This window comes from Streptococcus suis, from assembly GCF_019856455.1.
GTDB classification, from domain to species: Bacteria; Bacillota; Bacilli; order Lactobacillales; family Streptococcaceae; genus Streptococcus; species Streptococcus suis_AE.
Window position 1 is genome coordinate 74,514 of sequence record NZ_CP082205.1, and the last position, 13,398, is coordinate 87,911.

The window sequence follows — 13,398 nt, forward strand, 5'->3', positions numbered from 1 at the left end:
AGGAAATCTCCGACGGGAGAGAGTACTCACTACTTTTTTCATTCTCAAAATGATAAAGTAGAGGTGTCTTGTTAAGTCGAGAACTCTTTTGACGCTAGACGTCGCATCAAAAACTGGCAAGACACCTGTTTTAGAAAGAATGTTATCAAAGTATGTGGGACGCCAGACGTCGAGTATTGAAAATGACATCACTAAAACAAGGAATCATTCAAGACAAAGAGGTAATATCATGCGTGCAGTTTTTGGGATTGATGTGAGTAAGGCAAGTTCAGAAGTGGCCATTCTAGTCAATGGTGAGAAAGTTCATGGCTATGCCATGTCCAATGACGCCATCGGCTTTGCTCGGCTACTTGGCGATTTGAGAACCGTCCATAAGCCAGAAATCATCTTTGAAGCAACAGGTGTCTATTCTCGTCGTCTTCAAGCTTTTCTGGATGAACATGACTACGCTTATACACGGCTTAATCCCTTAGAAGCTAAGAAGCAACTGGATAGCTTGCGTGTGAGGAAAACAGATCAAATTGACGCTGAAAAACTGGCTCAATCTCAATTTGTGCTGAATCGTAAACCCACTTATGTCCAAGAAGAAGTCTATCAAGAACTGCGAGATTTAAGTCGCTTCTATCAGAACTTAACTGAGGACATCGTTCGAGCTAAAAACCGTCTGCACAAGGTCTTGCAAGTCACGTTTCCAGAGATAGAGACTGTCTTATCAAAGCCAACTGGGGAACAATACTGGAACTTATACTGTTCAAAAAACAAAAACTAACGTATAATAGATTTATGAAACTTACTATCGAACAAACAAACGAATTAAAAACTTATTTGAAAGATAAAACCTATTCCCCATTTCATAGACGACTTCAAGTAATCCTATTCAGAGCAGAAGGGCTTAGTTATAAGGAAATCACTAACCTTATCGGCTATTCAAAGTATACAATCTGGTCCTTACAAGGCAAGTATGAGCTTGGTGGGATTTCAGCTCTAGTAAGAGAAACGCGAGGTGGACGGAACCGTCAATATTTAACCCTTCAAGAAGAGGAAGCATTTCTAAAAGAACAGTTAACAGCTTCACTAAATGGCGAATTTGTGACCATAAACTCTCTCTACGAAACTTATCAGAAACGGGTTGGACACCCTACGACCAAGGAAGGATTCTATGCCCTTCTGAAACGCCATGGTTGGCGCAAAGTGACGCCAAGACCAGAACACCCTAAAAAAGCAGACGCCGAAACGATTCTAGCGTCTAAAAATAAAATCTTCATTCACGAAAATAGGAAAGCGCTTCAAGAATAGTCGTCGCTATCATAAAGTCAGACTAATGTATCAAGATGAGGCGGGTTTCGGTCGGATTAGTAAAATTGGAAAGGCCTGGGCACCAAAAGGGGTGAGACCGCATGTACATAGCCACTATATTCGTGAGTATCGCTATTGCTATGGTGCTATTGATGCCCATACAGGAGAGTCCTTCTTCATTATCGCTGGGGGTTGCAATACAGATTGGATGAATGTTTTTCTCAAACAACTATCTGAAGCTTATCCTGACGATTATATTTTATTAGTGATGGACAATGCCGTTTGGCATAAATCAAGTACCTTAGAGAAACCACATAATATTGGTTTTGAGTTTATTCCTCCCTATACTCCTGAAATGAATCCAATTGAACAAGTTTGGGCTGAGATTCGAAAGAGAGGGTTTAAGAATAAAGCTTTTAAAACACTAGATGATGTGATAAACAAGCTTCAAGAAGTGATACGAGAGTTAGATTGGTCTATTTTAAAACCAATTGTTAGTAGACGATGGTTAAAAAACACTTGATTGGTTTGTTTTTGATTTTTGTTGAGTATTAGTTACTGCGTTTCCTTACAAGGACTTCGTGCTTGATTTAAGCAAGGACGAACTCTTAGAGAGCATTCGTCAGTCCACCTCAAAACGGATTTCTGACAAGCGTGTGGCGTACTTAGCCGAGAAGCTGATAGCACTAGCTAATCAATCGTATTGTGCCGTCAAGAAAACCTCTCCAATGCTGGAAGAGGTTCGTTACTATGGAAAAGAATTGCTTCGGCTTTCTGGACAGAGACAGGCAGTCTTAGATGAAATGGTAGAACTAGCTCAGCCATTACCTGAATATGACATTCTGCTCTCTATTCCTGGAATAGCTGAGACTACTGCAACAAGTATTATTGGTGAACTGGGAGATATTCGCCGTTTTCAGTCTGCCAATCAAATCAATGCCTTTATCGGTATTGATCTGAGACACTATGAATCTGGCAACTTCCTCGCTAAGGAACACATTACCAAGCGTGGCAATCCCTACGCTAGAAAGATTCTGTTCAAATGTATTCACAATATCGCTTCAGCCAGTCATACCAATCCTTGCCATATCGCAGACTTTTATGAGAAACGAAAAAGACAATCGCAAACGACTTCTACGAAGCCACATACGATTGCCTCCATACATCGTCTCATTCGGACAATGTATTACCTCATAACGCATAACAAACTTTACGATTATCGTTCTACCCAAAATCAGTAAGATTGTTTATGCTATATTATTGTAACACCTTATCAAAAATTTTCAACATAAGGTGTTCATTTCGTGTACTCTTTTTTACACGAAACTTTAGTCCAAAAGAAAACAATTTCCTTATTTTGACTATTGAACTTAACATATTTTTCATCAAATACCTTGATAGGCTTGACAAATGGTAGAAAGAAATTATTCAACTCTTTGATGAAAAACGCCTCAGCAAGTCTCCTGCTTCTTTCGATCCGAAAAAATTGGCTTGGATGGGCAACGAGTACATCAAGAAAGCAGATTTGGAGACTATTTTCAATCTTGCTAAACCTTTCTTGGAAGAGGCTGGTCGTTTGACAGACAAGGCAGAGAAATTGGTGGAACTTTACAAACCACAGATGTCCTCTGTCGATGAGATCGTTCCTCTGACAGACCTTTTCTTCTCTGATTTTCCAGAGTTGACGGAAGAAGAAAGAGAAGTCATGGCAGGTGAAACTGTTCCGACTGTTTTGAATGCTCTCAAGGAAAAATTGGAAGCTATGACAGACGAAGAGTTTCAACCAGACACTATCTTCCCACAAATTAAGGCTGTCCAAAAAGAAACAGGTATCAAGGGTAAAAACCTCTTCATGCCAATCCGTATTGCTGTTTCAGGCGAAATGCATGGACCAGAGTTGCCAAACACCATTTACCTACTCGGCCGTGAAAAATCTATCCAGCATATTGATAATATGTTGAAGAGTTTGTAAAATCATCATTTAGTTGACTTTTATTACGTCGGCTAATGAGAGGCTTGGTTCAAGCCTTAAAAATAGAAAATAGCTTAGAAGTACGCTGTGAGAAATGCCGTTTCTAAGCTATTTTTGATTGTTCAAATTGTAATTGGACATGTAAAGTTTTAGTCTCTGTCCAGCCTTGTATTATATGAGTGGACCAATATGGTATTCTTGGTCAATCAGAATATAGTTGAGTTTGTATTTTTTGCAGTTTTCAAAATAATAACCCTTGTCTTGTAGAAGTACTTCCTCGGTTGCCCACGAATCATCTATCCGCTTTTCAGTGATATTGGCAAATGCCTTGACGGTTGAGGCTGGGCAAAATGCCCAGTGCTACTTATCAGAGTTCGTGTCAACATCTCAGCGCAGTGGTTGATTGGCTTTAACAGTCCAGTGGAGTGAAACAGTTTGGGGAACTGTTTCAGCTGGTCATCCAAAAACAAGAATATGACCATAAAAGCCCGGACCTACATGTTTGGAAGTGAGGGGAATTCTTTCTGGGCTAGTCGAGTTCTTTCCCACTCCCGATATAGTTGGCGGAAAAAATCAAGCAAGTATAGCGAATGTGGGAGAGGTAGTCAGCTTCAAAATCTTTTTGCCAATCAAAGGGAATATAGCAACCTTCAACAATAAGATTTTGTTGATTTTCGATGGCTGTTTTGATCATTTTGACAATAATGGACCACAGATAGTCTGTTAGCTGGTCATCATCTTCCACTGTTAGTGTCGTCTGGCCACTGTGGATTAGCCCTATTTTGAAGAGGTCGATGGAAAGGTAGTTGAAGTGTTTTTGCTCCAATAGGGTCTGGGCAGCAGTGGTTTTGGGAGTGGGAAAGACACACTTCCTTCCAATAAAGTAGTACGACCAGATTGTATTTCTGAGTATTTTTTCTTTGTAGTTTATGGAGATTGGCTTTCGTTTGCGTACGAACGTTGATTTTTAAGGGAAATATGGAAACGATAAGTTTTATTCTTATCATTCATGACTGCAAACAAATTAGAATACATACGTTGCAAAAGTGGTTGTAAAGCTATAGTGAAAATGGTGCTTAACAATCCAGATAAGAATTTTAGGGAAAGAGCGTAGAAAAATATCGTTTTCCTTGCTATTTTTAAGGAAAAGTGATATAATATATCCAATCAACTTCTTAGAACTACCTAAGGTTTTAAGCATTTATACAAAAATAGAAGATACAAAAGTACTTCCTCTGCTAATTTTTATTAGCGGGGGGGGTATTTTTTTCTATGCTAAAACTTTAAAAAGGGCTATTAGGCGATGTGGCAAATGCCATCACAATATATTAGGAGGATTCCATGTCGAAAAAAGATATGTTTAGAAAAGAACAACGTTTTTCTTTTCGTAAGTTTAGCTTTGGTCTAGCTTCAGCAGTCATTGCAAACGTAATTTTTGGGGGAGCGATTGCAAATAGCCCTGTTGTGCATGCAAACACAGAAACTCGTGCTGAATCTGCAGAGACAGTATCGTCTGCTATAGGGGAGCCGGTAAAGCTTAACGCAGCTACAATACCTGTGTCACCAGAAGGCGAACAAACTCTTTCTGAGGAAAATCAAGCAAGTAAGCAGGCAGAAAATCAAGAAGCAGCGACTTTTGATAAGACGCTCTTGGAAAAGCTTATCTTAGAAGCTGACCTCCTTATTAAAGAGGGTGAGAAGAAGCTTGCAGACAATGCAGAGCTGGGAGCAGCAGTAGCAGCAGCTAAGCCAGTCCTAGGAGCAGCACAAGCTGTATTTTCTGACCAAGCTGCTAGCGCAGAACAGGTAGCAGAACAAGAAGAGGCTCTCCGCCAAGCTAGCAGTAAAGTCGGTGCTCAGCTAGCACTTCTTTCAGAAGATGGTAATGTTACTGTTGTCTTGACTACAAGTGCGGCTACAGACGATATGATAAGATACCCGTCAACAGCAGATGAAGCAACACCAAAAGGGTATGTTAGAGTAGAGTTTGCTCAAGGTCCTTACACAAAGTCAGGTGCATGGGTATGGAAAGGTAATCCTGGGGAGTTTCGAAACGCCAAAAAAGTTGTTTATTTTGTGAAGGAAGGGACAACTTGGGGGCAATTGGTAGATAATCCACAATTTATATTTCCTGAAGCTGATTTGGAAGATAGTGATGTGGTTGTAGGTTGGATTTGGAATAATACGGGATACAGTCCGAATATAGCATTACAGCCTAGAAAAAAACATCAAAATAGCCTAGTTATTAATTCTGTCCTAAAGCCAAATGTGGTTTATAAAGCTGAGCAAGTAGAACCACTTAATGCTAGTATAGAAGAATATAAAGGGAAATATAGTGAGGAAGATGCAGAAAAATGGCGTTTTATCACATTTGATGCACAGGGGGGGCAAGCTCCAGTAAAAAATCAAGTAAATGGTAGTATAGTACAGCGTACTTTATATTCTGTTGCAGTATATTATCAAGGTATCGCTTATTCAAATGGTGAATTCACAAAACGTGTTTTCAATCCTACTTTAGACAAACATACATTTGTAAGATGGCAAACAGATGAAAAAAAAGTTTTACCCAAAGATGCAACGATTATTTCAGAAGACGAAACATATAAAGCCTTATATATCAAACACCTTGATACACAAATCACAGTTGGTAATCAGGCTGCTTTAAAACCAAAAGAAAAAGCAGCAGTTGAGGCAGCAATTAGACAAGCAAACCCTGATACAGCAGATTTGATTGAAACAATAACTGTTAATGACAATGGTAGTGTGGTTGTGACTTATAAAGGTGGCGGTTCAGTCACTTTACCAACCCATTTAAACGTTGTAGAAGATTTAGAAACAGCTAAAGCAGATGCCAACAAAGCAATCGACGATGCGAAAGCAGCAGCGTTGTCAGCAATTGAAGCAAGCAACAACTTAACGCCAGAACAACGAGCAGCAGCTAAACAAGAAGTTGAAACAGCAGCAACGGAAGCGAAACAAAACGTTGCATCAGCAACAACACCAGAATTGGTACAAGAAAAAGAAACAGCTGGTGTGGATGCAATTAAAGCAAAAGCCTTAGAAACAGCTAAAGCAGATGCCAACAAAGCAATCGACGATGCGAAAGCAGCAGCGTTGTCAGCAATTGAAGCAAGCAACAACTTAACGCCAGAACAACGAGCAGCAGCTAAACAAGAAGTTGAAACAGCAGCAACGGAAGCGAAACAAAACGTTGCATCAGCAACAACACCAGAATTGGTACAAGAAAAAGAAACAGCTGGTGTGGATGCAATTAAAGCAAAAGCCTTAGAAACAGCTAAAGCAGATGCCAACAAAGCAATCGACGATGCGAAAGCAGCAGCGTTGTCAGCAATTGAAGCAAGCAACAACTTAACGCCAGAACAACGAGCAGCAGCTAAACAAGAAGTTGAAACAGCAGCAACGGAAGCGAAACAAAACGTTGCATCAGCAACAACACCAGAATTGGTACAAGAAAAAGAAACAGCTGGTGTGGATGCAATTAAAGCAAAAGCCTTAGAAACAGCTAAAGCAGATGCCAACAAAGCAATCGACGATGCGAAAGCAGCAGCGTTGTCAGCAATTGAAGCAAGCAACAACTTAACGCCAGAACAACGAGCAGCAGCTAAACAAGAAGTTGAAACAGCAGCAACGGAAGCGAAACAAAACGTTGCATCAGCAACAACACCAGAATTGGTACAAGAAAAAGAAACAGCTGGTGTGGATGCAATTAAAGCAAAAGCCTTAGAAACAGCTAAAGCAGATGCCAACAAAGCAATCGACGATGCGAAAGCAGCAGCGTTGTCAGCAATTGAAGCAAGCAACAACTTAACGCCAGAACAACGAGCAGCAGCTAAACAAGAAGTTGAAACAGCAGCAACGGAAGCGAAACAAAACGTTGCATCAGCAACAACACCAGAATTGGTACAAGAAAAAGAAACAGCTGGTGTGGATGCAATTAAAGCAAAAGCCTTAGAAACAGCTAAAGCAGATGCCAACAAAGCAATCGACGATGCGAAAGCAGCAGCGTTGTCAGCAATTGAAGCAAGCAACAACTTAACGCCAGAACAACGAGCAGCAGCTAAACAAGAAGTTGAAACAGCAGCAACGGAAGCGAAACAAAACGTTGCATCAGCAACAACACCAGAATTGGTACAAGAAAAAGAAACAGCTGGTGTGGATGCAATTAAAGCAAAAGCCTTAGAAACAGCTAAAGCAGATGCCAACAAAGCAATCGACGATGCGAAAGCAGCAGCGTTGTCAGCAATTGAAGCAAGCAACAACTTAACGCCAGAACAACGAGCAGCAGCTAAACAAGAAGTTGAAACAGCAGCAACGGAAGCGAAACAAAACGTTGCATCAGCAACAACACCAGAATTGGTACAAGAAAAAGAAACAGCTGGTGTGGATGCAATTAAAGCAAAAGCCTTAGAAACAGCTAAAGCAGATGCCAACAAAGCAATCGACGATGCGAAAGCAGCAGCGTTGTCAGCAATTGAAGCAAGCAACAACTTAACGCCAGAACAACGAGCAGCAGCTAAACAAGAAGTTGAAACAGCAGCAACGGAAGCGAATACAGCCATCGATGTAGCTACAACTCCAGCTGAAGCTCAAGTTGCTGAAGATAAAGGTGTTGCAGCAATTACTGGAGATATTCTTGATGTGGCTAAGCAAGACGCTAAGAACAAGGTTGTTGCAGAAGCGGATGCCGTTAAAGCAGCAATTGACAATAACCCAGGTTTGTCAGATGTTCAGAAAACTGCAGGCAAGGCTGATATTGATAAAGCAGTTGAAGCAGCTCTCATTTCAATAAATGGAGCGGGAACTTATTACGAATTGCTCCAAATCAAACTTCCAGTTGCAGCACTTATCAAGCCAGTTGTTCAAACAACACCAGTAGTTGATCCAAATAACTTGACTGATGCAGAATTGGCTCGCATCAAGGTTCTTCTTGAAGAAAATAATGACTTCCCTGCTGGAACAGAAATTATTGTTGCCAAAGCAGGTTCAGTAACAATCAAGTACCCAGATGGTTCTATTGATTTGGTGACACCTGCAGAAACTGTGAAACAAGCAGACTTGACAGCCCCAGTGATTGAAGATGATGCAAAAGGAAATATCGTTATAACACCTTCTGAGGAAGCTACTAAGTTAGTGATTACTTATGTTGATAAAAACGGTAAGGCGCAAACTGTTGTTGTTACTAAAGATTCAAATGGTTTGTGGACAACAACTGATGCAGTTGTGATTGTAGATTCAGTAACTGGTCAAGTGACTATTCCAGATTCTGAAATGAAACCAAATACTCAAGTTACAGCATACTCTGAGGATGAAGCTGGAAATGTTTCTGCAACTGGTTTAGTTGAAATCGTAGCAGTTGATGAGAATAATCCTTCTGCTGGAGTGAAAGTTAAATCAGCTGATAAGAAAGCTAAGCAATTGCCAAATACTGGTGAGAAAGATAATTCAGTAGCTTCTCTTGGATTAGCAGCTCTTGGAATGGGATTGGCACTTTTTGCAGCAAAGAGAAAAAAAAGACGAAGAAGAAGCTTAAAATAACTTCTTCATCGGAACCTCTTTGTTAAGAAGAGTAGGTAATCTTGTGGGTGCATGATCAGTATCTACTAATGGTGACAAAACAGTCATCTTAACGAGATATTTATCTGTATCGATAGAAAGATGCAAAAGGACTTAAAGTCAATTGACTTTAGGTCCTTTTCATTGTTGGTAAGAATTGAAATTTAGCTATAAATGTGAGAAAATAACAGTAAGCGCCCAATAACAAGGTATATTGAAAAGGCTCCAAAGTCCTGTCGACTCTGGAACCTTTTTCTATTTACAAGCTCTCTTAATATTTTTATCCCATGGCAAATAGGCTTCTAAAACCTCCTTTTTTGCGAGCGACTCCTCATTAGGTAAGTGTTCTAGAAGATAGGTCATATATTTTTCTGCATCAAGTCCGTGTCGCTTAGCTGTTTCTAAAAGACTCAAAATGACAGCTGTCGACTTGGCTCCCTCAAAGCTCTGAGAAAAAAGCCAATTTTTTCTGCCCATCACCAAGGTCTTCATAGCCCTCTCAGCCATATTGTTGGACAGGACTAGGTCACCGTCCGAGAGAACGGCTCGGAAGGTGGTTTCGTATTTGAGGCTATACTCTATTGCAGTACCCAATTTGGAAGCTGGCAAGACAGCCTGTTCACGGCACCAATAAAAGAACTCGTCCATCAAGGGAGTTAACTCTGTCTGCCGTTTATGTAGCCGTTCCTCAGTAGACAGGTCAGCCCAGTCACTCTCCAAGGCAAACAGGCGGTCGCAATAGGCTAATCCCTTGGCTCCTAAAGAAGTATTATCTGTCTTCTTAGGAGTCGCCTCAAAAAATTTTCGTCTAACATGAGCCCAACAGCCAACGAGCTGAGCCTTGTCTAATTGACGATAAGCACTCCACATGTCACAATGAACGTAGCCCGCATAGTCCCCAAGAAACTCCTCCACAACTAAGCCGCTCCGTCGTTTGTCATGATGATAGAGGGTAATTCCATTTTTCTCATGTTTCCCAGACAAGAAAGTCCAGTAGTAGGTCAACTGGCTATCATTTTCTAAGACCTTGTAGGAAGTCTCATCCGCATGAAGAATAGGCTGCTCCAACAATTTCTCGTGCAACAGGTTATAAATCGGCTCGAAATAATACTGACTAGACTTGATGTGCCAGTTGGCTATTTCCTTCCGACTGATGGGCAGGCCAAGTTTATGCCAGTCCTCTTCCTGACGGTAATTGGGTACCTTCAGATTGAATTTCTGGTGAATGGTGTGAGCGATGATAGAGGCTGAACCCAAGCTGTGTGCCAAAGGTGCCTTAGGAACAGGAGCCTTGATAATCTTATCGCTTAGATTCTTCTGACTACATGCCTGACACTTGTATGCGTGTTGAACATGGTCAATCCGCTTTAATTGTGCAGGAATGAAGACCAACTCTTGTCGTTGAACAGTTGAGCCAATCTCTTTCAGCTGACCATGACAGTCTGGACAAGTGCAGTCTTCGCCCTGCAATTCGTGATGCACAATCTCTGGAGTGAACTGGCTGAAAATAGCCTGACGAACTCCCTTAGCTTTCTTGCGTTTATAGGTGATGGTCTCCGTTTCAACTGGGTAAGTCAGCTTCTTCTTCAGGGAGACTTTCCTCCCCAAACAAGCTCAGCTGACCTGGTTGATATACGACCTTCTCTGATGATTTTCCGTAGAGTTTCTGTCTCAGATAGTCAACCTGTTCTCGAAGGAGAGTGAGTTCATTAGCCATCATCTCTATCGTTTTTGACTGTGTTTCAATAATTTTTTCTAGTGATGACATAACCAATCTCCTTCTTTTTATCTCATTATACACAAAGAAAAGCCATGATTTCAATAGAAATCACGACTTTTTGAAACATTTATTTTTGGAATGATAGAAAATCCTTTCATGAGCCAGTCGACTTGCTCGGAAGTTAGAGCCTTGACCTCTTCTTCATTGTTTGGCCAGGTCAATTTCCCATTTTCAAAACGTTTATACAATAACCAAAATCCCTGTCCATCCCAATAAAGAGCTTTGAACCGGTCTTTTCGACCTCCGCAGAAGAGATAGACCTGACCGGAGAAGGGATCCAGGTTGAACTGACTTTTGATAAGATAGGCCAGGGAATCAATTCCCTGACGCATATCTGTTTTTCCACAGACCAAGTAAACTTGACCTAAATCACTGAGTTGGATGGTCATAGAACAGTACCTTATCTAAGATTGTTTCTAGTGTTTCTTGATTGATAGTGTGAAAGACTGTGAGCTCCACTTTTCCGAGACGAATTTTCATCATAATATCGTTTCTGCCTCGCTTCTCAAAGCGGCGAGATTGGGGAACAGTCAATGGAATGATGGGGTGTGACATAATAAATCCTCCAGTTTTGTTTTTCTAACAGTATACTGGAGGAGGGAGTGGGTGGATAGATACCTTGTTATTGGGCGGTTACAATACATTTTCGAATCATTGTGAGAAAATAAGGAGATAATGAATGAAAGAACATGCCTTTCGTGAGGGGATGCGGGATGCCATTCCCACAAGCTTGGGTTATGCCAGTATTGGTCTGGCCTGCGGTGTCGTATCTGTCAATTCGGGGATTTCTGCGACTGAAATGGGATTGATGAGCCTTTTGGTCTATGCAGGGAGTGCCCAGTTTGTTATGTGTGCGATGATTTTGGCAGGGGCTCCTCTCCTGTCTATTGCGGTGACGGTTTTCTTTGTCAATCTGCGGAACTTCCTCATGTGTTTGCACACAACAACGATTTTTCAGGGAAACAGTCTGGGTTCCAATATTCTTATTGGTTCTTTTGTGACCGACGAGTCTCATGCAGTGCTTTTACGCAAGCATATTGAGGACAAGGAGATTTCTCCTGTCTGGATGTATGGGAACAACTTTGCCAGCTATGCGTCATGGGTGATTTTTACCATTTTAGGTAATCTCATCGGTGGGCTTATCCCAAATCCAGAGCAGTTTGGTCTTGATTTCGCCCTGGTTGCCATGTTTGTTGGTATCTTTTCCGGTCAGCTGGAAGCTATGGCACGGACCATTCCTGTCAAGAAGATTGGCCTGATTTTGCTGGCTGTTGGTTTGGCCTATGTCGGCTTGTCTGTGCTTGTGTCGTCTTATGTGGCGGTACTTTTAGCAACGCTTTTAGGTTGTTTTGTGGGAGTAATGATTGATGATAAAAACTAGTATTTTACTGATTATTCTAGCTTCAGCCCTTGTAACTTGGGTGCCGCGTGTCCTTCCTTTTGTCCTCACTCAAAACAAATCCTTGCCTCCTAAGTTGATAAAATTTCTCAGTTTTCTTCCGCTCACCATTATCTTTGCCCTGACCCTGTCTAGCATCATGGATGAGGAAGTCGGTTCTCTACCAAGCTTTCTTCCCGTTGAAAGTATCGCCCTGATTCCAACCTTCCTAGTGGTATTAAAGACCAAAAATATCCTACTGGCTGTTTTAGTCGGCGTTTTGACAACTGCGGCTCTCCGCTTGGCTTTCTAGGAGGTAAGTTATGGTAAAGGAAAATGCCAGAGGTGTCGGACTTTGTTTGCTTTTGGCTTTGGTGGGCCAGTGGTCAGGCAGTTTCTTTCCCCTAGTGGGTGGGTCTGTTTTTTCCCTTCTGATCGGAATGAGCCTGAACTTCTATGTTTCAAGCCAAAATGAATTTCAGTCTGGGCTTACATTCACCTCTAAGAAAGTCTTGCAGTATGCGGTGATTTGTTTGGGCTTTGGTTTAAATCTATCTGCGGTCCTTGCAGTTGGTCGTCAGTCGCTTCCGCTTATCCTATCGACTATTAGTTTCGCTTTGTTACTGGCATTCCTGATGTGGAAATTCTTGCCGATTTCTTCTCATCTGGCGACCTTGATTGGCGTTGGGACCTCTATCTGTGGAGGTTCTGCTATTGCGGCGACTGCCCCTGTTATTGAGGCTGATGATGAGGATGTGGCGCAGGCTATCTCGGTTATCTTTCTCTTTAATGTTTTGGCGGCTTTGGTCTTTCCTAGCTTGGCAACTTGGCTGGGTTTCTCGACAGATTCGGGTCAGGCCTTTGGGATGTTCGCCGGAACGGCGGTTAATGATACCTCGTCGGTCACTGCAGCAGCTTCGACTTGGGATAGTCTTTATGGTTTAGGAAGTCAGACCTTGGATACGGCTGTGACAGTCAAGCTGACGCGGACCTTGGCTATTATTCCCATCATGACGGTTTTAGCTATCTGGAAAGCTAGAGGTCAGGGTGTAGGAGCAGATAGCAAGTCTCTCTTAGCAGGTTTTCCAACCTTTATCCTCTATTTTATCCTAGCTAGTCTGGTAACGACAATTGCCGGTCAGTTTGGAATAGGAGCAGACTTTTTTGCACCACTTAAGGCTTTGTCAAAATTCCTGATTTGTATGGCGATGGTGGCTATCGGTTTGCGGACCAATTTGCTTGCTCTAGTAAAAAAGGGCAAATCCTCTCTGGTAGTCGGGCTGGTTTGTTGGCTAGGTGTGACGGTGTTGACACTAGTCTGGCAGGCTCTGCTTGGGATATGGTAAGAAAAGAGCGAAAAGCACCTCCATTTTATCGTTGGAGGTGCTTTTAACCTTG

General features: G+C 41.7%; 8 protein-coding genes and 5 pseudogenes. 8 read left to right on the forward strand and 5 right to left on the reverse strand.

Annotated elements, in window-relative coordinates:
* Positions 1-229: 229 nt before the first annotated feature.
* The 4 pseudogenes from K6969_RS00450 to K6969_RS00465 all read left to right on the forward strand — a co-directional run.
* Positions 230-745, forward strand: a pseudogene (locus K6969_RS00450) (IS110 family transposase); the annotation flags it as partial.
* Positions 746-960: 215 nt separating this feature from the next.
* Positions 961-1,819, forward strand: a pseudogene (locus tag K6969_RS00455) (IS630 family transposase); the annotation flags it as partial.
* Positions 1,820-1,847: 28 nt separating this feature from the next.
* Positions 1,848-2,537, forward strand: a pseudogene (locus tag K6969_RS00460) (transposase); the annotation flags it as partial.
* 176 nt (positions 2,538-2,713) lie between these two features.
* Positions 2,714-3,268 (forward strand): annotated as a pseudogene (locus tag K6969_RS00465) (glutamate--tRNA ligase); the annotation flags it as partial.
* A gap of 553 nt (positions 3,269-3,821) precedes the next feature.
* Here the strand turns inward: K6969_RS00465 and K6969_RS00470 are convergent.
* Positions 3,822-4,148: pseudogene (locus tag K6969_RS00470) on the reverse strand (adenylate kinase); the annotation flags it as partial.
* Positions 4,149-4,609: 461 nt separating this feature from the next.
* Here K6969_RS00470 and K6969_RS00475 point away from each other — a divergent pair.
* Positions 4,610-8,824, forward strand: coding sequence for a DUF1542 domain-containing protein (locus K6969_RS00475; RefSeq protein WP_321537427.1), 4,215 nt, complete (start codon positions 4,610-4,612; stop codon positions 8,822-8,824).
* A gap of 273 nt (positions 8,825-9,097) precedes the next feature.
* Here K6969_RS00475 and K6969_RS00480 read toward each other — a convergent pair whose 3' ends face one another.
* From K6969_RS00480 to K6969_RS00495, 4 genes are read right to left on the reverse strand one after another with little or no spacing between them, the layout of a single operon-like run.
* Positions 9,098-10,450 (reverse strand): IS66-like element short variant transposase, encoded by a 1,353-nt coding sequence (locus K6969_RS00480; protein WP_321537393.1) that lies wholly within the window; start codon positions 10,448-10,450, stop codon positions 9,098-9,100.
* Positions 10,404-10,610 (reverse strand): transposase, encoded by a 207-nt coding sequence (locus K6969_RS00485; RefSeq protein ID WP_029178852.1) that lies wholly within the window; start codon positions 10,608-10,610, stop codon positions 10,404-10,406. Before K6969_RS00485 ends, K6969_RS00480 begins: the two co-directional genes overlap by 47 nt.
* Before the next feature lie 50 nt (positions 10,611-10,660).
* Entirely contained in the window at positions 10,661-11,011 is a 351-nt protein-coding gene (gene tnpB / locus K6969_RS00490) for an IS66 family insertion sequence element accessory protein TnpB (RefSeq protein ID WP_029188189.1), read from the reverse strand.
* The gene (locus K6969_RS00495; protein ID WP_029188188.1) at positions 10,992-11,177 is read right to left on the reverse strand and encodes a hypothetical protein; all 186 of its coding nucleotides are present in this window, start codon (positions 11,175-11,177) and stop codon (positions 10,992-10,994) included. Before K6969_RS00495 ends, tnpB begins: the two co-directional genes overlap by 20 nt.
* A gap of 124 nt (positions 11,178-11,301) precedes the next feature.
* Between K6969_RS00495 and K6969_RS00500 the strand changes: the two genes are divergently transcribed.
* From K6969_RS00500 to K6969_RS00510, 3 genes are read left to right on the forward strand one after another with little or no spacing between them, the layout of a single operon-like run.
* Positions 11,302-12,003 carry an AzlC family ABC transporter permease gene (locus tag K6969_RS00500; RefSeq protein WP_029174410.1) on the forward strand — a complete coding sequence of 234 codons (702 nt, stop codon included), beginning with the start codon at positions 11,302-11,304 and terminating at the stop codon, positions 12,001-12,003.
* Positions 11,990-12,313: an AzlD domain-containing protein gene (locus tag K6969_RS00505; protein WP_171943237.1), complete on the forward strand. Its 324-nt coding sequence runs from the start codon at positions 11,990-11,992 to the stop codon at positions 12,311-12,313. The genes K6969_RS00500 and K6969_RS00505 overlap by 14 nt, the downstream gene beginning before the upstream one ends.
* Positions 12,314-12,323: 10 nt before the next feature.
* Positions 12,324-13,346, forward strand: coding sequence for a YeiH family protein (locus tag K6969_RS00510; protein WP_321537428.1), 1,023 nt, complete (start codon positions 12,324-12,326; stop codon positions 13,344-13,346).
* Positions 13,347-13,398: the final 52 nt, after the last annotated feature.